This window comes from Sesame phyllody phytoplasma (genome assembly GCF_018390775.2).
In the GTDB taxonomy this organism is placed as follows: Bacteria; Bacillota_I; Bacilli_A; order Acholeplasmatales; family Acholeplasmataceae; genus Phytoplasma; species Phytoplasma australasiaticum.
On the sequence record NZ_JAHBAJ020000001.1, the window covers coordinates 36,194 to 59,660 of the forward strand.

The following is a 23,467-nucleotide window of genomic DNA, read 5'->3' on the forward strand; positions in this document are numbered from 1 at the left end:
TTTTGTTATTTTATATATTATTTGTTGTTAATTTAAAATTTATTTTTTATTTTTAATATTAAATTTATTCTCTGTACCTTGGTATAGATTAATAATATTTTTTTTATGTTTTATGAAAATTAAAACAGTTATAATTGCCATCATTATAGAGTTATATAAATTTGTTTTCGTTATATATAAATTAATATTAGTAATAATTGTAGCAATTAAAGAAGCTAAAGAAGCGTAACCGGTTAATTTGACTAAGATTGCAAAAATCATAATACCTAAAATCCCACTCCAAAAATGAATCCCTGCAATTACTCCAACAGAAGTTGCTATAGCTTTTCCTCCTTGGAAATGATTAAAAATAGAAAACATATGCCCTAAAATAGCACACACCCCTAATATTATTGTTTTTTCTTTGGGAAATAAACTTAAATTATAATTTTTAAAAATAAAAACAGGCAAAAATCCCTTCATAAAATCTAATAAAAAAGTTAATAAACCGTATTTAAAACCTAAAATTCTTGTAACATTGGATGCCCCAATATTTTTAGAACCTAATAAATTGATTTTTCTGTTATGGTAAAAACCTATTAATAAACCGAAAGGAATAGAGCCTATAAGATAACAGATTATACAGATTATAATATTGGTTAATAAGTAAAACATATATAATTGCAATTCTCCTTTTGTATTTGTTAAATAAAATTATTCATTTTTTAATTTTGTTATATATAATATTAATTTTGATTAAAAAATATAAAACTACTTAATTAAATTTAAATAATTTTGTAAGAATAGGTTATGATCTTTTTTATGTTAAAAAAATATTTAATACTGCAAATTATAAAAACATGTTTCGAAAGAAAAAAAAAATTATTTATTTTAATTACTTCGTTGCATTTAATATTTTTTACTTTTTATTTTATTTATTATAACTTATGTAATAATATGTTTAATTTTAAAAAACAATTTTTTAAATGGTGTCGTTTGTGTTTTCGTATCTTTGTTAAAAATATTGTTGCATTTTTTTGTGTAATATATGCTATTTATGTTGTTATTGTTTGAAATAAAAATCAATAAATTTTAACATAAATCATTAAGTGTAATTTAGGGAATTTAATAGAAGAAAAAAATAAAGATCAACTTTTAATATATTGTTGATCTTTATTAATTTTAAATTTAAATTTAAACTAAAAAATAATTTTTATTTTTTATAAAAATGAATTTTATGCCATATATATACTACGGAAAGCTATATTTGCGATGACATATACTAAAGGTCCTGTTAATCTGGTAGCTATCATAGCAAAAGGTAATAAATTCATTCTATGAGATATTGTCATAACTCCTACATTGCCTGCTCCACCAATGCTGTAAGAAGAAATTCCTGATGTTAGAGCTGTTTCTAAAGGATAAAAACCTAATTTTGGCGCTATTAAGAATGTAATCAAGGTAGCTATTAATAAAGATGCGCATACAATTATTAAAACACTTGGATTTGAAATTGTTGATTTTAATTGTTCAAAATTTGTAGTTAATCCTAAACCCACTAATACAGCGCTTGTGAAATTTTCTGTCATAAATTTTCCAGATTGAGTAACAGCATTTTGATTTTCTTGAGACATTAAGTTAAATATTTTAATCAACAATAATAAGATAATCATGTAAACCATAGGATCCATTTTACCGAATAATAATTGATTTATCATGCTACCTATTGAATAAAGTGCAAAAATAATTAACCATCCCATGCCTATTGTTTTAAAATCTATTATGCCACTATTTTTAGTAGTTTTTGTTTGATTTATTTGATCTAATTGAGTAGAAGATTTTTCTAATTTTCCTTTTCCACTGTATTTGCTTTTATCAAAAATGATGTAGAGTAATCCTGCTATAAAAATACTTAGTGTACGGGCTAAAACTAAAGGTCCTAAGATAGCAGTTCTAATAGTTGAAGCTTCAGTTTTAAAAGCTTCTTGATAAATACCATTAGCAAAACCATTAATTCCTAAATTAGTACCTCCATTGGTTAAAGGAACAAATACAAAAAATATTACATCCCATATAGAACCTTGACTACGACTTGCAAATATGCTTGGACATTTATAATTTAATAAATATCCTAATCCTCCAATAGCGAAACCGCATACGAAAACACTAAAAATTGTTAAAGGTACGAATTTTATTAAAGATCTTCTTAATAAGTTACGATCTACACTTAAAAGACTTCCTGCTATAACAATGGTGATAAAAAATTGCGAAAAATTAATACCTATTCCGAAATTTTGATTAGGTTTATTAAAGAATCCTTTATCTATATTTTCAGCTAGTTGTCTCGGTATCCAACCTTTAAAAACTAAATAAGACGGTATGAATATACAAAGTAAAAATCCTAAACCTAATTTATTTAAAACAGGTACTTTTGACCCTATATAACTTAAAGTAATTCCTAACATAGTTATTAAAAATAAAGGAGTTAACAAAGGATGATAAAATTTATTAATTTTGTCTGGATATTTGTGGATGCAAAAAATGTTTAATCCTAATACACAAAGTAATGTTACAAAAAAAATAGGTTTAAAACCAAATATTTTATTGTTTTTGTCTTTTTTTATTTGATTATTGGACATTTTTAGGATATACCCCTTTCGTTTTTAACAGATATTTCTAGTTTCAAAATTTAATTTTTTATTTTAAAAAAATATCTTGTTAAAATTTAATATTTTATTAATTTATTTTAGCATTTCGCTTAATATTTTATTATAATGTTTAGCGGCTATCAAGAAAGCAATTTTATTTGCAAATAAATATTTTATTTTAAAAATGAAAAATTTCTATATGTAAATGAAATTCATGGAATTGCGAATAGTTTTAATGTTTAGATTATTTTATAGGAATTTTTATTCCCGAAATATCTCCAACATAAATCTATTTTAGCATAAATAAATTAAAAAAAATTTAAAATTTTTTGTTTTGTAATTATCTAAACAGACATATTTAGATGAGTTTTTTTTATAATTTTGTTAAAATAATCTTACTCTGTTTTTTTAAAATTACAAATAATATAACAATTTTTAGATTTTATTTTTTATATTATTATCAAAATTTTATAAAATAACTTATATTTAAGTAATTTAAAATTTTTTTATATTGTTATATTAGTATGTATTTATTATAATTTTGGATTATTTTAAATGCTTGATACAACGCAACGATTTTGTTTTAAATTTTATTTATTTTTAGTAAATTTTTATTTTTAGTGATTATAAAAACAAGAATTAGGACGATAATATGAGATGAAAAGAATATATTTTTTTGATATAGATCAAACTCTTTATCATAACGATAAAAAAATAATTTTGCCACAAACAAAAAAATTAATTTTAGACTTGGCAAATAAACCTGATATTATTTTAGGGATTGCTACGGGTAGGAATTATCGTAATTTAAACGTTCTAGGAGATTTAATATCTTGTTTCCAATATTTTGTAATTATGAATGGCGCTGTAACTATATCTAAAATTGATGGTATTATTGATGAAAATCCTATTCCTCGGGAATATATTGAGTGTTTTGTTAATAAAATTAAATCTTTTAATATTTTATTAGCCGGTGTTAATGTTGATAAAGAAGTAATTTTGTATAATCCTAATTTATCTGATTTATCTTTGGTTAATTATTATCAAAAAGAATTAAATTATGATTTGGTTTATGATTTAAAATTTATGTCTAAGATATATTTTATGGTTGCTTTAGGTTCGGATGTTAAAAAAATTAGAAATTTTATGAATAATTTAAATTTTTTAAATGTATGTTTTTGGCAAAATCATGTAGATTTAACTGTTAATTATGTAAATAAATATTATGGTATTTCTAAAGTTAAATCCAAATATCCTGATTATCAATTAATTTGTATAGGAGATGGTAGTAATGATGTTGAAATGTTATCTTATGCAGATATTGGTATAGCTATGGGTAATAGTTTATATCCTCGCACTAAAGAAGTAGCTAAATTTATAGCTCCACATATCGATTCAGATCAATTATATGATTTTTTTCAAAAAAATATACTTATATAAATTTTAATAGAAAATTCATTTTATTTATTTAAATTTATAACGTTTAATAAAGTTTATATTTTAGATTTTTAATGAAAAAGTTTTTTAGGAAAAAGGGATTATGGATCAAAAAACACAAGAGTTGCAAATATTTTCTCAAAAATTTAAAGTCTTGAAAGAAAAAGAAAAAGAGATTTTTTCTCGTATTGTTAATAAATTGTTTCAAGTTAATTATTTAACTTCTCAAAAAAATTCTGATTTAAATGATTATAGATTTATTTTATTGCATCAAGAAATGTTTATTTCTTTTTTAAAATTAATAGATTTTGAATTAGAAATTCAAAAACATGATGAAGTTATTTTTATTAAAAATGTTCAACAATTAAATAAATTAAGAATTAAAAAAGAAGAAAGTTTATTGTTATTTTTGTTTAGGATTTTATTCCAAAAAAAGAAAGAATTAGTGCCTTTAAATCATAAAGTGGAAATTTATTTACAAGATATTTATCTTGAATTAAAAAGTATTGGATATACCGAGATGCATAAACTAACAAAAGAAAAAATAAAAAATTCTTTACTTTTGTTTAAACAGTATAACATTATTGATTTTTCTGATTATAATCATTATCTACCTAATGATTTAATTATCCGCATTTATCCTACTATTTTATATTTAATTAATTTAGGTATGCTGCAATATTACCAAGAATTATTTACTACGAATGTGACTAATTAAAATGAAAAAATTAACAAAAATACAATTAGTTAATTGGCATTTTTTTTCTTTTCAGATTATTGATATTGAGTCTAATACTTTGGTTTCTGGGGAAAATGGTTCTGGTAAATCCACTTTGTTAGATGCTTTGCAATATGTTTTAATAGGAGAACGCAATCATGTAAAATTTAACATAGCAGCAAATGTTAATGCTAAACGTTCTTTGGAAAGTTATATGCGTTGTAAAATCGGAGCTGAAAATAAAGAATTTTTAAGAGATCAAGATGTAATTACACATATTTTATTAGAATTTTATGATAATGTTAATAAAAAATATAGTATTTTCGGATGCGTTTTAGAACTTTCTCGTAGTAGTAATTTAAAAGAAAAATTTTATTTTATAGAAAATATTCAATTTATTAATGGTATGTGTGTAGAAGATAATCAACCAAAAACACAAAAACAACTTCTTCTTTTTTTACGCCAATATGTTCCTAATTTTAATTTTTTTGATACTAAAAAGCAATATCAAAACGCTATAAGTAATTATTTAAACATTAATATGACTAAATATATTCAAATGTTACCTAAAGCTTTAGCTTTTAAACCACTTAATTTACAAAATTTTGTTTTTGAATTTTTATTAGAGCCTAATCCTGTAAATATTTCTAGTTTAAAAAATAGTTTTAAACAATTAAAAAAATTAGAACTTCAAATAGAATTTGAAAAAAATAAATTATTTCATTTAACTAATATTATAGATGCTGATAAAAAATTTATTCATTTAAAAGACCAAATTCAAATTTATCAATGCCTTTTATATCAGATACAAATTAAAAAAAATCATTTTTATTTTAATTATTATCAGTCTAAGAAAGAAGCGGATGAATTAAGTTTAAAAAAATTATTATTTAAGAAAGAAAAAATTAATTTAACTATAGAAAATTTAAATAATGAATTAGCAGTTTTAAAATCTAATGATAAAAATTTATTTTTAAATAATTTGCAAAAAGATTTAGTATTTTATCAAAATATTGAAAAAAACTTAAATAACAAAATTAATTTATTTCAAAGTCAGATTAATCAAGAATTAACAAATTTAAAACAGTTACAAGATTTATTTTTATTTGAAATCGATAAAGATAGTATTAATTTTATAAGTAATTTTTTGAACTTAGAGTTTTCTGAAACGAAATTAAGTTTACCGAGATTAAAGATTATTTTGGAGAAGCTATCTGTGTTTATATCAAAAGAAATAATTAATTTTAATATACAAAAAAATGATTTTAATAAAATTATTTTAGATTTACAGAAAAAAATTTCCGAAAAAGAAAATGATTGTCGTGTTCTTTCTTCTGTTAGATCTGTTTATCCTAGGCACATACAGAAATTAATTGAAATTTTAAATGAAAAATTAAGTGATTTTTATAATTTGTCAGTATTTATTTATCCTTTATGCGAATTAATAGATATTAATGATAATTTATGGAGAAATGCTATAGAAGGTTTTTTGGGAAATAGAAAATTTAATTTGTTAATAGAAGAAAATTATTTTGATCAGGCATTAAAAATATATAGAAATTTACCGCAATCTTTAGATAATAATTTTTATGACATAGGATTAGTTAATGTAGCACAAATACCTTTAATAAAAGATAATGCTAATAGTTTATCTACTAAAATATCTTCTAGTAATCAAAACGCTTTGAAATATATCCGTTTACTTTTATCTAATATTATATGCGAGTTAGATTCTTTAAATTTAAAAAAACACAAAACAGCTATTACTCCTGATTGTTTAGTGTATAGCCAATATACTTTAAGAAAAATTAATCCAAAACTTTATCAATTCCCATATATCGGTAATAATTCTATTAAGATGCGTGAAAATTTGTTTTTGTCGGAAATTCAAAAATCTAAATCTTTGATATTCAAACATAAAAGTGAATTATCTAAATATCAAGAAATTCTTAATTTATTGAATAAAAGTCAATTAGCTAATATTTTAAGTTCTGATAATTTTAATTTATATTCGGAATTATTTTCTATTAAAGATAAAATAAAAAAAATTTATAAACAAATAAATGAATTAAAATCCGATTTAAGATTTCAATGTGTAGAAGATAATTTAGTTTCTTTGATGGAACAAAAGAAAAATAATAATGAACAGTTAGAACAAATTTTATTTAAAATGGCGGAATTAAAGAATAATTTGCATCATTATGAATCTGAAAATATAAAGGTAAGAGTTACTTTATCAGAATTAAATCAAAAATTAGATATTTTCAAGAATAAAATTAATTCTCCTGCTATAGAAGATAAAATTAATATACATTTATACAATTATTGTCAAAAATATAACGATAATTACGAATTAATTTTAAGTAAAGTTAATGATTATTTAAAAAATATAGAACAACAAAAATTAACTCAACAAATAGAGTTAATAAATAAAATGCAGCTTTATTTAAAAACATATAACATTTCTCATATTGAAGCTAAATTAGAAAATTTGGAATATTTTTACCAAGAATATCATTCTATTAATTCTCAAAATTTATCATCTTATGAACAAGAAGCTAAAGAATTAACTCATAAAACAGAAATAATTTTTAAAGAAGAGTTTATTAATAAACTAAAAGAAAGTATAGATAATACTAAACAACAAATTCACAAATTAAATAAATTATTAAATGATAGACCTTTTGGTAATGATAGTTATCAAATACTTATTAAACCTTCTAATGACCCTGATTATAAAAAGTATTATGATGTGATTTCTAGTTATGAAAATAATGAATCTCAGAATGAGTTATTAGAAAGAGGATTAATGTGCGAAAATACTTTATTAGAAGAATTATTTGATAAAATAATTTCTTTTGAGGAAGGTTATGAGGATATAGCAGAATCTTTTTTAGATTACCGTAACTATATGACTTATGATATTCAAATTAAAGATATTAATAATAATTATTCTTTGTTTTCAAAAATTTTTCGTGAAAAATCTGGAGGAGAGACTCAAGTACCTTTTTATATTATTATGTCTATTTGTTTTGAACAATTGATAACTAGTTCACAAAATAATCAAGGTTGTTTAGTTTTGTTTGATGAAGCTTTTAATAATATGGATGAAGCCAGAATAGAAGGTATGATGTGTTTTTTTAATTCTTTAAAGATTCAATTTATTATGGCTATTCCGCCGCAAAGAATTGTAGATATTTCTCCTTATGTACAAACTAATTTGATTATTATTAAAGATAATAATCATGTGGTTGTCGAAAATTTTACAAGAAATGTATTGAATTTTTAGGTTTTTATTTTTTTAAAATGAATAATTTGTTAAAATTTTTAGTAATTTTTACGATTTGATATCTTATTTATTATTAATAGGTTATTTTTTCATTTTCTAAAATCAATTAATTTATATTTTTTTAATTTTTAGTTTATATTTAATTACAATTATAAGTTTAGTATTAATTTTAAGGTTTTATGATTTTGAATATTATTTTTTTAATTTCGTTATATTTAATGAGAAAAGTTATTATTTTAGACATTTGGTATTTGTTCATATTTTTTATTTTTTCTTGATTACATAAGATAGAGAGGTTAATTTTTTGGTTTTTTTGTCTTAATTTTAATAAACGTAATAAATAATCATGTTGTTTTGGTGTATAATGATGTTTATTCCAGTATTGAGTTTTATAAGACGATTTATCGTTTTCGTGTAAATTTAACCAATCATTAGCGATAGCAAAACAATTATCTTCATTTCCTTTAAATAAACATTTAGCTGTTTTTGGTTCTTTTTTTCCTCCTATAGCTATATAAAAATCTTTATAATTAGTTATATAAGCCCAAGCATGAAACCCTGCTATATAATGCTTTCCTTTGTTTGTGAGATCATACCATTCAAAATTTGAATTTTTTAATATATCATATTTTTTCATTTTAATATCTTTAGTGAACTGTATTGTTTTTGGTTCTCTTGTATTTAATGATATATTATTGGAATTCTGTTGAGTTAATTTTTTTTTCTTTTTGGAATCATATGGAGATAAATATTCGAATAAATTAGGATTATTTTGGATAGATGTACCAAAATCTAATACAATACAATCTTTTTTGGTAATATGAGGATATTTTGTATGGTTAACAAGTCTTAAACCACGACCAATCATTTGTTCGATGGTAGATTTAAAAGAACTTGGGCGTAACAACACTACACAGGAAACAATTTGACAATCCCATCCTTCTGTTAGCACATTAACGTTGATAATAACTTGAATTTTTTCTTTATCAAAATTTTTTAAGATAATGTTTCGTTTTTCGATGTTATAATGTCCTGTAATTAATTGAGCCTTAATTCCGGCTTTTTGAAATGTTTCTGTAATATCGTAAGCATGTTTAATATTGGCGCAAAAAATTACAGTTTGACGATTTTGAGCATATTTTTTCCAATAAGAAATTACTTCTGAATTAATAACAGTTGTATTTATAATTGCTGCCACTTTATTTAAATCATATTCTTGATTTTTTTGATATAAATTATATATTTTTTCTTTAATACCGACATCTCTAATAAACACTTCTGGTTTCACTAATAACCCTGCTTTAATTAATTCTTTGATTGTAATTTGGGCTGTAATTTCTGGAAAAATTTCTTTTAATTTTTTTTTATCACCTCTTATAGGAGTAGCTGTTACACCAAGAATTTTACAACTAGGATTGTATTTCAAAAAATGATCAATAATTATTTTATAAGTATTTGCTGCAGAATGATGTGCTTCGTCTATTATTAACATATCTATATTAGGATTTTCAGGAAGATTTTTAGCTAAAGTTTGTACCATGGCAAAAATTACTTGAGAATCCCATTTTTTAATTTTTGCATTAAAATAACATGTTGTAATATTTGGATTAATAGTTTCAAAAGCTTTTTTATTTTGTTGCATTAATTCGTCTCTATGAACTAACACACAAGCTTTTTCGATTGACTTTATTTGAAAAAAATGTTTTAAAATAAAAGAAAACATAATTGTTTTTCCTGAGCCTGTTGGAGCTACAAGTAAAGTAGTTTGTTGGTTATCAAAAACTTTAATAATTTTATCAGTAAGCTGTTTTTGTATTTTGTTCAGTAACATAAAAAAAGCAATCCTTTTTGATTTATGTTAACATTATATATTTCTATTTATTATTAACATTTATTTGTCTTTATAGATTAATTATAATTAATAAAAATGATTTAAAATATTGATTAATAAAATATTAATATTTTATTTTAGCTAGGAATTAATTCTATTTATGTTAAATTATTTTAAATAATGTAAAGTATGAGATTTTTTTATTATTTAAAATAATTTATGGTTTTCGATAATTGATTAATATATTAAAAATTTATAAATCTATAAACATATTAACAATTATTTTTAAAATATATAAATTAATAAATTTTATGAATAAATATCGATAAAAATCAGACGTACAATTTATAATTGTGTTGCACATTATAATTTAAAAATTTAAATTTTCTAATTGTAATTTTATAAACAATAATGATTTATTATTTTTCTTAATATATTCTTTAAATATTTTTTAATAATATGAACTGTTTATTTTGCATTATTTTAAGGTTATTTTTAATTATTTTTAAAATTATAAAGAACTTTTAAAATTATAAGGAAAATAATTAAATTATATTTAAAACTGATTTAATGTTTTTTAGTATCATTTATTTATAATATTTGCATTTTTTTTTTTTTTAAGTTACGATAAAAAGTAGCTTTGAAATTAATATAGCTTTATGTTACTAGTTAAAAAGGAATTATTTTCAATATTATTTGATAATAATTTTTTTTAATCGGATACGATTAATTTGTGTTAAATATATTTTATTTTAGATTTTTATATAAGTATATTTTTAATTTTACGCTATGCATTGAATTAATTTATTTTTTAAAAATAATACATTTTTTATTATTCTTATATATTTTTGATGATAAATTGTAAAATTAAATTTATTTTTATATATTTTATTTAATTTTCAATAAAATAGGCATTTTAGTGACTAATATTTTTTAATATTAGTCACTTTTGTATTTATTTATTCGTTTTTTAGTATCTTGATAAAAAAATAGAATATTGATTTATGGTTTAATTATTTTGGCCATAATACGAATAATTTTAGTAATCTAATTATTAATTTACGTAAAAGAAAGGTAGGTTTTGAATATATTTAAATGAAAAAAAATAGTAAATTTATACAAATTATTGTTAGTTTATGTATTTTTAGTTTGATTATGTTATGTTTATCTTTTTTTTATAAATCGATGTTAAAAGATATGTTTTTTTTATATATATATTTAATTTTGAAAATTATATTGGGCTTGTTATTATTGATTTTTAGTGTTTATTTTTTTATTTTATCTGAAGAATTTATAGTCGGCGGTTTAGAAAGTAATTTACTTTTTTTAGATAAAGTTTTTTTTTACAATCGTTCGGAAAATAAACAAAATTATTTTTTTAGCAATCCTTTAGGTATTATAATTTCTCGTTTAATTATTATGTTTTTATGCGGTTTTTGGTTACCTAATACTTTCTTTTTTTTATTTACTACTATTTTATTTAATTTAGTGTTTACTTGGTCTATTAAATTTTTGTCTAAATGTTCTATAAATAAAAGTTTTTTTATCAATTTATTTCCTGTTTGTATTAAAAAAAATCATGTTTTAAAACTTTCAATTATTTCTTTAATTATAAGTTTATGTATAGGGATTGGTTGTGGTTTAATTTTTTCTAGTGGTTCTTCTACTGGTGGCACTGATATTATATTTTTACTATTAAATCAAAAATTTAATTTTAATTTGCGTTATATTTTGTTTTTTATAGATGGAATTATTATATTTATTTCTTTTTGGATAGATTTATTACGTTATAAATATATGAGAAATTTTATTATTACTAAATATTTTTTTTCTTTTGTAATTTTAATATTGGTGGTTAATTTAATTTCTTTATTTCAATAATAAAAAAAATTTATGTTAAATGTCATCATATTAATTATTTATTAAATTATGATTGTTAGTTAATATTTCGTTAGAAATAATTTTTGTAAAGTATTTTTATTTTTTTAAGAATATACTATTTAAATAGATTTGCAAATAATAAAAAAAGATTTATAATATAGTAGTAATTTTAATTTTTATTGAATTATTAAAGTAACGATCGGTTTTTAATCATAATTGTGTTTAAAATTTTTAATACAAAATTTTAAATTTTAAATCAATTTTAAAATTAAATTTAAATTGGAGTAAAGCGGGATATAGTTATTTATGAATAAAACAAAAATTATTTGCACTTTAGGGCCTTCATGTTATTCTGAAGCAGTTTTGAAAAAAATGATTTTGAGCGGTTTAAATGTTGCTAGATTTAATTTTTCTCATGCTGATTATGATATGAGTAAAAAAATAATTTCTATTATTAGAGCTATTAATCAAGAATTAAACAGATATGTAGCGTTAATGTTAGATACTAAAGGTCCCGAAATTAGAACTCATAATTTTGATGGTGATGTTTTAATACAAAAGGATTCTTTAGTGAGAATTGCTTCAACGGAAGTTTTAGGTAATAGTAAAATTTTCTCTGTAACTTATCCTAATTTTTATAATGAACTAAATATAGGCGATTTTATTAACATTGACGATGGTTACTTATCTTTACAAGTTATCGAAAAAGATAATCTTAAGAAAGAATTAATTACGCAAGCTCAAAATAGTCATTTAGTTAAATCTCGTAGAGGTGTTAATGTTCCTGGTGTTAAATTAAATATCCCTTTTTTATCAAAAAAAGATAAACAAGATATTTTGTTTGCTATTGAACAAAATTATGATTATATTGCAGCTTCTTTTGTTCGTAGTGCCCAAGATATACAAGATATTAGAGATCTTTTGGAATTGAATAAATGTGATAATATTAAAATTATTGCTAAAATAGAAAATCAAGAAGGTATTGATCATATAGATGAAATTTCATCTATTGCGGATGGTGTTATGGTTGCTAGAGGTGATTTGGGTATTGAAGTTGATGGTACTTTAGTTCCGTTATATCAAAGTGAAATTATTGATAAATGTCTTCAAAAAGGTAAATTGGTAATTGTAGCCACTCAAATGTTAGAATCTATGCAAAAAAATCCTCGTCCAACTAAAGCTGAAATTTCAGATGTTTTCAATGCGGTTCGAGAAGGTACAAGCGCTACTATGTTATCTGGCGAAAGTGCTTCAGGGAATTATCCTGTAGAATCTGTTCAATATATGTATAATATTAATAAAAGTGCGGAAAAATTTTTAGATTATGATGTTTTTTTAAATTATTATGAACCTAAAGCTTGGCGAGAAAAATTTTTATTAGGTGCTATTGAGTTAGCTAATATTACAGATACTAAAGCTATTTTAGTAAATAGTTTTATAGATGCTTGTATTATTTCGAAGTTCCATTCTGCAGTACCAATACTAGCTATAGTTGATAATATTAAAGAAGCATCTTGGTTGTCTTTGTATTTCGGTGTTATACCGGTTTTGAACTCTGATGAATTAAAACAAAAAATTATTGATTACAAAATAGAAACCAACCAATTAATTGAAGTTAATTTATCTCAAATTTTGATTAGATAACTCAAGGTTTTTGTGTAATTTATTCAAGGTTTAATATAAATGGTTTAAAATTAAAAATTTTTTAAAAATGAATATTTTAAGTTATTGAAAAAAAATAAAGGAGTTATAATTTTGTCAAAAAAAATAGATGATTTTTTGTATAATGTAGAACAAAAACCTATGTTTCAAGTTTTAGATGAACAAGGTTTTGTAATTAATTCTGAGTTTGAGCCTAATTTATCAAATGAAGAATTGTTAAAAATTTATGAATTTATGGTTTTCACTAGAGAGACTGATACAGCAGCTTTTCAATATCAGCGTCAAGGACGAATGCTTTCTTATGTTTTGAATACAGGTCATGAAGCTTGTCAAATAGGTATTGCAGCAGCTTGCGCGGATAACGATTGGATTTCTCCTTATTTTCGTGATTTAGGTATGTTTTTGTATCGTGGCGTTTCTGTAGAAAATATTTTACTTTATTGGTATGGTAACGAACGAGGTTCAGCAATAGAAGCTCAAAAACGTATTTTACCTGTTAATATTATTATCGGTAGTTCTATTAATATAGGTGCCGGATTAGCCTTAGCTAGTAAATTAGATAATAAAAGGGATGTTACAATAGCAACTATCGGAGATGGCGGTACTGCAAGTGAAGAATTTGCAGCAGGTTTAAATTATGCAGCGGTTTTTCAAGTTCCTTTAGTAGTCGCTATTCAAAATAATCAATATGCTATTTCTACACCTAGAAAAGTAGCTTGTTATGCTGAAAGTTTAGCCCAAAAAGCTATTGCTTTTGGTATACCTGGAATAAGAGTTGATGGTAATGATATTTTAGCAGTTTATACCGCTGCAAAACATTTTATTGAATCTGCGAGAAATGGTAATGGTCCTTCTTTATTAGAATTATATACATATCGTTTATTAGGGCATACTACTAATGATAATCCTTCTTTATATCGTTCTAAGTCTGAAGAAGAAGAATGGTTTAAAAAAGAACCTATTTCAAGATTTCAAAAATATTTAATAAATAAAAATATTTTAACAGATGAATTGATAAATAAAATTAAACAAAATGTGATTGATAAAATTAAAGAAGCTCATAAACGTATTTTAACTTATGCTAATATAGTTGAACCGAAAGAGGTTTTTGAACATACTTATGAAACAATGACTCCTCAATTAAAAATGCAGTTGCATGATTATGAATCATTTTTAAAATCAACAGAAGAAGGGAAATAAAATTATGGCTTTTATGAAAATGAATATGTTAGAAGCTATTAATCATACTTTAGATTATGCTTTAGAAAATATCCCAAAAGTGGTTTTATTCGGGGAAGATGTAGAAAATTTAGGTGGTGTTTTTAGAGTTCTTAAAGGTTTGTATAGTAAATACGGATCTTCAAAAGTTTTTAATACCCCTATTTCGGAATCTAGTATTTTAGGTAGCGGTATAGGATTAGCTTTAGCTGGTTTCCGTCCTATAGCAGAAATACAATTTGAAGGTTTTATTTTTCCAGCTTTACAAGATCTATTTTGTCATGCTGTTAGATTACGTAATCGTACTCGTGGAAAATTTACAGTTCCTATGGTAGTTCGAACTACAATACAAGGAAATATTAAAGCTTTAGAACATCATTCTGAATCTATTGAGGGTATGTTAGCTTCTTTCCCAGGATTGCATGTAGTAGTACCTTCTAATCCTATTGACGCTAAAGGGTTATTGTTATCCGCTATTAAATCTAATGATCCTGTAATTTTTTTAGAACCAAAAGTTTTATATCGTTCCCGTAGAGAAGAAGTTCCTGTAGAACCTTATGAAATAGAAATTGGTAAAGCTCGAGTAGTTAAAGAAGGTTCTGATGTGACTGTAGTAGGGTGGTCATCTGCTATTCCGGTTATTCAAACCGCTATTGAATCTTTAGAACAAAATAATATTTCTGTGGAATTAATCGATTTAAGAAGTATTACTCCTATAGATCAAGAAACTATTATTCAATCTGTTAAAAAAACTGGTAGATTAGTAGTAGCTCATGAAGCTACTAAAACTTATGGCCCAGCAGGAGAAATAATTACTTTAATAAATGAATATGCATTCGATGCTTTAAAAGTTGCTCCTATTCGTATTACTGGTTATGATATTATAACGCCTTTAGCTAGAGGAGAATATCATCAAATTTTAAATCCTGCTAAAATTATTTATTATATTAAAAAGATGTTTAATAAATTGAATAAATAATTCTAACTTTAATTATTATTAGTATTTTGTTTTCTTTATAATATAAAAGAGAAATTATTATAGTTATATTTATATAAAAAAATTCAAGAAAAAAAAGTAGGTTTATTTATTATGGAACATAAAAAAATACAAAAATATGAATTTAAATTTCATGATTTAGGTGAAGGTTTACACGAAGGAACTATTACCAAATGCCTTTGTAAAGTTGGAGATATAGTTAAAGAAGGTCAAGGATTATTCGAAATTGAAAATGATAAATTATCTGATACATTATTATCTCCTGTAGATGGTGTTATTTTAGAAATAAAATGTTCTCCTTCTGATCAAGTAGAGTTAGATCAGGTTTTAGCCGTTATAGAGATAGAAGTTAAAGAATAAATATAATATTTATAAAATAAACAATATAAAAGGGATAAAAATATATGCAAGATTTAGATAAAAAAAATAACACAATTAAAGATCTTGAAAAAATCGAAGTTAAGAAAATTTCTAATTTACGTAAAACTATAGCAAAGCAAATGTCTATCGCCAAAGCTATTATTCCAGATGTTACTTTAATGGAAGAATTTAATATGAATAAAGTTGTGGATTTGAGACAAGATTTGAAATCGCAAAATCCAACATCAACCATAAAACTTACTTATTTAGCTTTTGTTGCCAAAGCTTTAGTTAAATTATTAATAAAATTTCCTATCTTCAATTCTACTTTTGATGATCAAAAGGACGAAATTATAATTAAAAAATATATTAATTTGGGTATAGCTGTAGATACTGATGACGGTTTAATTGTTCCTAATATTAAAGACACTGATAGTTTAAATATTTGGAAGATTGCAGAATCGATTCAAGATTTATCTCAGCGTACTCGTGATAAAAAATTAGTTTATAAAGATATTAATGATGGAACTTTTACTTTAAGTAATTGGGGTACTTTTGGAGTTTCTTATGGTACTCCCGTGATTTATTTTCCTCAAGTAGCTATTTTAGGTATGGGTTTAATGAAATTAAAACCTATTGTTTTAGAAGATGGTAATATTGGAAAAGCTTATATGTTACCTTTATCTTTGAGTTTTGATCATCGTATTATAGATGGTGGTATAGCATCTAGATTTTTAAATGCTTTTAAAGATTTATTTAACAACCCATCGAATTTAATTGAATAAAAAATATTTAATATATTTTATTTTTATTAATTTTTACAAAATTTATTTTAATTTTATGAATTATAAAATTAATAATTTTTTAAAAAATCCTAGTTTGTATGTTTTTGTAATTTTTAGTTTTATGATAATATCAAGTTAATAGTCGTTAATGGATTTTTTAAATTTATTTAAACAAAAAAAATTATTTTTAATTGTAAAGCGAGTTTTTAATGATATGCAACAAATATATGATATTTTAGTTATAGGTGGAGGACCAGGCGGTTATGTATCGGCTATTAAAGCTGCTCAATTAGGTGCTAAAGTAGCTTTAATCGAGAAACATAAAGTAGGTGGTATTTGTTTAAATTATGGTTGTATACCTACAAAAGCTTTTTTAAAAAGTGCTAAAGTTTGGGATTTATGCAAAAATGCTAGTAAATTTGGATTGAATAATATAGGCGAAATATCTTTTGATTGGAAATCTATTTTACAACGTAAAGATAAAATTGTTCAAAATTTAACTAATGGTATAGCTTTCCTTTTAAAAAAAAATAAATTAATTGATTTTTATTCAGGTGTAGCAGAAGTTGTAAATGCTTATCAAGTGGTTGTAGATAATCAAATTTTGAATACTAAAAAACTGATTATAGCAACCGGTTCTCATGCTTTTATACCTCCTATACCTGGCGCTAAAGAATCGTATTTGGATAAATATTTGTATACTAGTAAAGAGTTAGTGCAATTAGAGACTTTTCCTAAAAAAATAATTATTATAGGTGGAGGAGTGATAGGCGTCGAATTTGCAACTATCTTTAATAAATTTGGAGCTGAAGTAATTATTTTGGAAAAACAAAAATCCATTATAAGTGCTATGGATAGTGATATTATAACCGCTTATACTAAAAATCTTAAAAATGCTAATATTAAGATTATGACAGAAGCTAATGTAATTAAAATTGATAAAAATATTGTTTATTATGAATATCAACAAAAAATATATCACGATACAACAGATATTATTTTGATGGCTGTGGGAACCAAACCAAATTTAATAGGTTTGGATAAATTGAAATTAACTATGGATAGAAATGGTATTTTAACTGATAATTTTTTACAAACGTCTATACCGGATGTATATGCTATTGGAGATGTTAATGGTAAATATATGTTAGCTCATGTTGCAAGTCACGAAGGTATTATAGCTACACATCATGCTTTAAATTTACAGGATAAAATAAAACCTATTAATTATGAACATGTTCCTTCGTGTATTTATAGTTTTCCTGAAATAGCTTCTATTGGCTGTACAGAACAACAAGCTAAAGAACGTAATTTAAATTATAAAATATCCAAAATGCCTGTTCAAGCTATAGGTAAAGCTCATGCTGATGGCGATTTAGAAGGTTTTGCCAAGTTAATTGTTGAAAAAAATACACTTAAAATTTTAGGTATGCATATTTATGCTTATAATGCTACAGAATTAATTACTGAAAGCGGTACTTTAATGGCATTTAATGGCACAGCATATGATGCTATGGAAGTAATTCATCCTCATCCTACCTTAGCAGAATTAAATTTAGAAACTTTTTTAGGGGCCGTTGATAAACCTATTCATTTATAAATGATAAATGTTTGTTTTTTAAAATAATTTTTATATTTTCAGGGGATTAATAAATCCCTCCTGAATAATTTAAATAGTAATAATTTTTAAGAATTATAATGTTTATTTAAGTCATTTTAATATTATCAGGTTTATTTATTAAATTTCTTGGAAAAATTGTTTATAATAAATTCAATTCATATAAAAATTTTATAATATATTTTTGTTAATATTTCATTTATATATCAGCGAATTATTTTTTAAATAAAATATTATTAATTAGCCGTGGTATAAGTTTAAGGATCGATTTTATGAAATTGTTTTATAAATAGAAATTTAAAAGGATTACTGTTGGTTTTTAAAATTATAAACTGATGAGATAACTTTACCAAAAAATTTATTTGATTATAATAATTTAGATTTATTTAAACATAAAATTTAATTTGTATCATTATTATATATATTGTTAATATAAATATTAAGGAAAAACTCGAAATTATATTTTTTTAGATTGAAATATTTTAAACAATAAATATCGGAATGTTTAATTTTTTTATATCGCATTTACAAAAGTTAATTTTAACAAAATATTAGGCATTGGATCTTTTTGAGGATGATCGGTTTATTTTTGTTAAGTTTAATTTTAAATATTATAAAAATTTATATTTGGTGAGTTTTGTATTATTTTTTGAATTTGCAAAACAAGGGAATGGGAGTGTTGTGATTAAAAATATGTTATTAATTGATACTCATACGCACTTGAATTTAAATGACTATGAAGGGGATTTAAACGAAGTTATCGCTAAAGCACATCATCAAGGAATTAAATATTTTGTTGTTCCAGGTTTAGATTCTAAAACTAATGCTAAGGCTTTTCATTTAGCTTTAGAATATGAATGCATTAAAATTGCAGTCGGTATACATCCTTGTTATTGGCATGATGAAGATCCTATGACTATTCAACAATATTTAAGATTGCCACAAGTTGTAGCAGTAGGTGAGATTGGTATTGATTTATATAGGGATAAAACTTCTTTACCTATTCAAAAAAAAAATTTACAAATTCAATTAGATTTGGCAATTAAATATAATTTACCTGTTATTTTGCACGCCAGAGAAGCTTTCGAAGAAGTTTATAAAATTTTATTACCTTATAAAAATAAAATTAAAGGGGTTTTTCATTGTTTAGTTAATAATTTAGAAGAGGCCCAAAAGGCTGTTGATTTGGGGTTTTATGTAGGTATTGGTGGTATTGTTACTTATAATAAAGCTTTGATAGCTCATGAAATAGCTCAAAAAATACCATTAGAAAAAATATTATTAGAGACTGATTCTCCGTTTTTAACACCCTTTCCTTTGGAAAAAACACAACGTAATGAACCTGCTTATTTAAAAATTATTGCTGAAAAAATTGCTTTTTTACGACAAATAAGTTTTTCTGATGTCGTTCAACAAACAACTCAGAACGCTAAAAATCTTTTTTTAATTGATAAATTATAATTATCAATTTTAGAGGTTACTATTTGTTTAAGTTTATAAAAGAGAAGGATATTAATTTTTATATGTCAGATGATTCAAGTAAATTAATAGATATTCAACAAGATTCTATATCTTGGCATGAACATAGAAATAATTATATTAATGCTTCTGAAGTAGCGGCTATAATGGGTTTAAATCCTTTTGAAAGTGTTAAGTTATTATTTAAAAGAAAATTATTCCAAGAGAAAATAGAAGTAAATGAAGCTATGCGTCGTGGACGTCGTTTAGAACCTGAAGCTAGATTTTTTTTTAATTCAGTTCGTCAAATGAATTTTGTTCCAGCTGTTTTTGTAAAACAATTTATGTCTGCTTCTTTAGATGGTTGGAATTCTGAATCTCGAAGTATTTTAGAGATTAAATGTCCTATTTCCTGCGATACTGCTTCTTGGAAAGAATTTTTTTTAAATGATAAAATACCAAAATTTTATTATGCGCAAATTCAAGCTCAACTTTATTGTTCTAATGCGGATAAAGCTTTTTTTTTGGTATATTATACTTATCAACATTCTAAAGTTATAGAAGTTTATAGAGATTTAGAGTTTATTAATAATATGTATAATAAATGTTTTAATTTTTACAAATTATTTAATGAAGCGAAGCAAATTTTGAAAAAATTGAGTGATTTAAAAAAAATTAAGGAATCTTTAAAATTATAAAAAATTAAAAATATAATTTTGATTTTTATATTAAAATTTTAGAGATTATTTTTTTTAATTTATTTATATTTATTGATTAAAAATTTATTATTTTTAGGCCAATTTATTTTGAATTTTATTATTAGACAAATTATGATAATTAAAAAACATAATAATAATAAATATTTATCTTGTGGCCTAGGATAGGCATAAACTTCATTCCAAGCATCATTGATTTGTTTTTTAGTTTGGACATTATATTTATATATATTGTCTTTGTCGTTTATATTTATTTTTAATGAGTTATTATTTTCGTTTATGTTTTGGTAAGGAGAATCATATCCTACAAAAGAAGTGTTTTGTTTGAGATTATCATTTTTTAATAAAAAATTGATAAAATCATATGCTCCTTTAGTATTACTACCTTTGGGTAAAACTAAACTATCTACCCAAATATTTGTTTGATAAATATTATTTTCGTGATCATTGAAATCATAATATTCAAGATTCGGATTTTGTTGCATTAGATATCTAGCATCTCCTGAATAAGTAACAGCTATATCGTAACGTTCTTGATTTGCTATACGCATATTATCTAAAATTTGATCTGTAACAAAAAATAAATTTTTATTTTTTTGTTTTAAATTTAATAACCAATTTTTAGCTTTATTAATTTCTGTTGGATTAGCTTGACTTATATTACCTTGGGTTGCTTTTAATCCAATAAATATTCCTTCAAAAGGGTTATTATATAATGCTACTTTATAATCATTATTTTGTAATAATTGTGTCCAATGTTTGCTGATTTGGTCTTTAGTAATTTTTTGTTTATTATATAAAAAACCTAGTTTTCCCCAAAAATATGGAATAATGTATTCTTTGATATTTATAGGTAATTTATCTTTTTGGATTTTTTGAAAATTTTCGTTTAATTCAGGATAATTAATTAATTTATTTTTATCTATTTTATTAAGATAATTATCTTTTAATTGTTCTATAGCATATTCGCTTAAAATGGCAATATCATAAACATCACCTGTTTTTATTTTATTGATAGCTATTTCGTTAGATGAGAAAAAATTTTGTTTAATCACAAAATCATTTGATTTATTGTTATAATCTGAAATAATTTTAGGATCAATATATTCGCCCCAATTAAATAATATTATACTTTGTTTAGCAGAGTTGTGATATGTAATTCTATATAAATTTGCTATAAAAATTATAAATAGACACCATATTATAATTATTATTTTTTTCTTAGTACTCATATTTTATTTTTTTTTATAGAATGACAATGAAAAATTATTTTTACTAAGATAAATAAAATTAGAAGTGACGATAAAGCGTTAATAGTAGGATTAATAGTGCCTTTTAAACTGTATATATAAGCTGAGATATTTTGGAAATCAGAACCTCCAGCAAAATAAGAAATAATAAAATCATCAAAAGATAAAGCAAATGCTATGCTTGCTCCGGCTATAATAGAATTTTTTAATTGAGGTAAAATTATTTTAATTAAAGTTTGCCATGGTGTAGCGCCTAAGTCATAAGCTGCTTCAATCGTATCTACATCTAGATTACAACATTTACTGTAAATTGTTACTAATACATAGGGGACGCTAAAAGAAATATGCGATAATAACATACGCCAAAAACCGTTGTTTAACCTCATAAAACTAAATAGAACAAATAAAGATAAAGCATTTATTATTTCGGGTATAATAATAGGAAATTGGTTAGTGGATAAAATTATTTTTTGCCATTTTTTATTATAATTCATTAAAGAAATGGCTGCTAAAGTTCCGATTATAGTTGATATAATGGTAGACAATAAAGCTATTTCTAAAGTTACTATTATGGCTTTTTTAACGGATTCATCTTGTGTTATTTTTCGATACCATTTAAAACCGAATTTATTAAAATGTATTAATGAGGCTATCCTACCTTCATTTTCGTTAAAAGAGAAAATTATTAAAGATATAATTGGGAGATAAATAAAAATTAACATTGCTGTTAAATATATGTATAACATATTTTTTTTTAGGTTAATTTTCATAATTATGTTTTTTCTCCTTTATTATATTTTTGATATTGATTTTTAGGACAAAGTTTTAAAATTATTAACATCATGATGGTTAAATTAATAGCTATAACACAAGCGCTTTTCGTTTCATCATTTAAAAAAATTTTATTTTCTATTAATTCACTTATTACCATGACATTAGTAGGTCCTAAATATTTCGGTACAATAATGTTAGTTACTATTTGTAATAAAATCAAAATAGTTCCCGTAATGATACCAGGCAATGACAAAGGGAAAATAATTTTTTTAAAAATTTGTTGTTCATTGGCTCCTAAATCTTTTGCAGCTTCGATTAAACCTTTATCTATTTTAGAAATATTTAGGTAAATAGATAAAAACATATAAGGTAAAAAGAGATATAAAAAACCAATAAACATTGCTATGTTAGTTTCTAATATATTAATTTTGAAGAATTTTTCGGTTAAAGATAAAATTTGTACTAAAGCTTGTATTTTTAAAATCATATTAATCCAAATAGTACCGTTAATTAATAGAACTATAATAGGTTGCATTAAAGGATTTAATTGGGCAACACAATACGCTAATGGATAAGTAATAATAATAACAAAAAAAGTAGCTATAATAGAAATAGCAATAGATCTTATTATTATGTAAATAAAATTTAAATTAGTGTAAAAATTATAATAGTATTTAACTGTGAAAACAATTTTAAGAATTTTGGTATCATCATATTCTTGGATTGAGTCAAAACAAATTATTAATATCGGCATAATAATTAAAAAAAATATAATAATTAAATACGGTAAAGCTAACCATTTATAGAATTTATGGGATTTATTTTTAAAAATATTGTTCATTTTAA

19 protein-coding genes are annotated in these 23,467 nt (G+C 22.9%); 13 read left to right on the forward strand and 6 right to left on the reverse strand.

Annotated features, from left to right (window positions below; genetic code table 11):
• Window positions 1–39: 39 nt before the first annotated feature.
• A complete protein-coding gene (gene plsY / locus KHD59_RS00160; RefSeq protein ID WP_213680280.1) occupies window positions 40–654 on the reverse strand; it encodes a glycerol-3-phosphate 1-O-acyltransferase PlsY in 615 nt (204 codons plus the stop codon).
• A 147-nt stretch (window positions 655–801) separates the two neighbouring features.
• On the opposite strand from plsY, the gene KHD59_RS00165 reads away from it, so the two are divergent.
• Entirely contained in the window at window positions 802–1,053 is a 252-nt protein-coding gene (locus KHD59_RS00165; protein ID WP_004995295.1) for a hypothetical protein, read from the forward strand.
• A gap of 161 nt (window positions 1,054–1,214) precedes the next feature.
• Here the strand turns inward: KHD59_RS00165 and KHD59_RS00170 are convergent, their stop codons facing one another.
• Window positions 1,215–2,618, reverse strand: coding sequence for a 2-hydroxycarboxylate transporter family protein (locus KHD59_RS00170; protein ID WP_193622115.1), 1,404 nt, complete (start codon window positions 2,616–2,618; stop codon window positions 1,215–1,217).
• Between the two features lie 666 nt (window positions 2,619–3,284).
• Here KHD59_RS00170 and KHD59_RS00175 point away from each other — a divergent pair.
• The 3 genes from KHD59_RS00175 (at window position 3,285) to KHD59_RS00185 (ending at window position 8,071) form a co-directional block, all read left to right on the forward strand.
• Window positions 3,285–4,067 (forward strand): HAD-IIB family hydrolase, encoded by a 783-nt coding sequence (locus KHD59_RS00175; RefSeq protein ID WP_213680281.1) that lies wholly within the window; start codon window positions 3,285–3,287, stop codon window positions 4,065–4,067.
• A gap of 100 nt (window positions 4,068–4,167) precedes the next feature.
• Window positions 4,168–4,782, forward strand: coding sequence for a DUF4194 domain-containing protein (locus tag KHD59_RS00180; protein WP_213680282.1), 615 nt, complete (start codon window positions 4,168–4,170; stop codon window positions 4,780–4,782).
• Window position 4,783: 1 nt separating this feature from the next.
• Window positions 4,784–8,071: an ATP-binding protein gene (locus tag KHD59_RS00185; protein WP_213680283.1), complete on the forward strand. Its 3,288-nt coding sequence runs from the start codon at window positions 4,784–4,786 to the stop codon at window positions 8,069–8,071.
• Window positions 8,072–8,240: 169 nt separating this feature from the next.
• On the opposite strand, the gene KHD59_RS00190 is transcribed toward KHD59_RS00185, so the two are convergent.
• Entirely contained in the window at window positions 8,241–9,902 is a 1,662-nt protein-coding gene (locus tag KHD59_RS00190; RefSeq protein ID WP_213680284.1) for a DEAD/DEAH box helicase, read from the reverse strand.
• Between the two features lie 1,095 nt (window positions 9,903–10,997).
• On the opposite strand from KHD59_RS00190, the gene KHD59_RS00195 reads away from it, so the two are divergent.
• The 9 genes from KHD59_RS00195 to KHD59_RS00235 all read left to right on the forward strand — a co-directional run bounded on the left by KHD59_RS00195 (window position 10,998) and on the right by KHD59_RS00235 (window position 20,579).
• Window positions 10,998–11,783, forward strand: a complete 786-nt coding sequence (locus KHD59_RS00195) for a YitT family protein (protein ID WP_193622181.1) — start codon at window positions 10,998–11,000, stop codon at window positions 11,781–11,783.
• Between the two features lie 306 nt (window positions 11,784–12,089).
• A complete protein-coding gene (gene pyk, locus KHD59_RS00200) occupies window positions 12,090–13,427 on the forward strand; it encodes a pyruvate kinase (protein ID WP_213680285.1) in 1,338 nt (445 codons plus the stop codon).
• Window positions 13,428–13,532: 105 nt separating this feature from the next.
• Window positions 13,533–14,645: a pyruvate dehydrogenase (acetyl-transferring) E1 component subunit alpha gene (gene pdhA, locus KHD59_RS00205; RefSeq protein WP_425326531.1), complete on the forward strand. Its 1,113-nt coding sequence runs from the start codon at window positions 13,533–13,535 to the stop codon at window positions 14,643–14,645.
• A gap of 4 nt (window positions 14,646–14,649) precedes the next feature.
• Window positions 14,650–15,642 (forward strand): alpha-ketoacid dehydrogenase subunit beta, encoded by a 993-nt coding sequence (locus KHD59_RS00210; RefSeq protein WP_004995314.1) that lies wholly within the window; start codon window positions 14,650–14,652, stop codon window positions 15,640–15,642.
• Between the two features lie 111 nt (window positions 15,643–15,753).
• On the forward strand, window positions 15,754–16,020 hold the full coding sequence (locus KHD59_RS00215) for a biotin/lipoyl-containing protein (RefSeq protein WP_004995315.1): 267 nt from the start codon (window positions 15,754–15,756) through the stop codon (window positions 16,018–16,020).
• A 44-nt stretch (window positions 16,021–16,064) separates the two neighbouring features.
• On the forward strand, window positions 16,065–16,805 hold the full coding sequence (locus tag KHD59_RS00220) for a dihydrolipoamide acetyltransferase family protein (protein ID WP_213680286.1): 741 nt from the start codon (window positions 16,065–16,067) through the stop codon (window positions 16,803–16,805).
• A 214-nt stretch (window positions 16,806–17,019) separates the two neighbouring features.
• Window positions 17,020–18,405: a dihydrolipoyl dehydrogenase gene (lpdA, locus tag KHD59_RS00225; protein ID WP_213680300.1), complete on the forward strand. Its 1,386-nt coding sequence runs from the start codon at window positions 17,020–17,022 to the stop codon at window positions 18,403–18,405.
• Between the two features lie 699 nt (window positions 18,406–19,104).
• Window positions 19,105–19,884, forward strand: coding sequence for a TatD family hydrolase (locus KHD59_RS00230; RefSeq protein ID WP_004995334.1), 780 nt, complete (start codon window positions 19,105–19,107; stop codon window positions 19,882–19,884).
• 62 nt (window positions 19,885–19,946) lie between these two features.
• A complete protein-coding gene (locus KHD59_RS00235; RefSeq protein WP_213680287.1) occupies window positions 19,947–20,579 on the forward strand; it encodes a lambda-exonuclease family protein in 633 nt (210 codons plus the stop codon).
• Window positions 20,580–20,638: 59 nt separating this feature from the next.
• Here the strand turns inward: KHD59_RS00235 and KHD59_RS00240 are convergent, their stop codons facing one another.
• The 3 genes from KHD59_RS00240 to KHD59_RS00250 are packed head-to-tail and all read right to left on the reverse strand — an operon-like array spanning window position 20,639 to window position 23,462.
• Entirely contained in the window at window positions 20,639–21,829 is a 1,191-nt protein-coding gene (locus tag KHD59_RS00240) for an ABC transporter substrate-binding protein (RefSeq protein WP_213680288.1), read from the reverse strand.
• On the reverse strand, window positions 21,826–22,617 hold the full coding sequence (locus KHD59_RS00245) for an ABC transporter permease (RefSeq protein ID WP_004995381.1): 792 nt from the start codon (window positions 22,615–22,617) through the stop codon (window positions 21,826–21,828). The genes KHD59_RS00240 and KHD59_RS00245 overlap by 4 nt, the downstream gene beginning before the upstream one ends.
• Before the next feature lie 2 nt (window positions 22,618–22,619).
• The gene (locus KHD59_RS00250; protein ID WP_004995383.1) at window positions 22,620–23,462 is read right to left on the reverse strand and encodes an ABC transporter permease; all 843 of its coding nucleotides are present in this window, start codon (window positions 23,460–23,462) and stop codon (window positions 22,620–22,622) included.
• Between the last annotated feature and the right edge of the window lie 5 nt (window positions 23,463–23,467).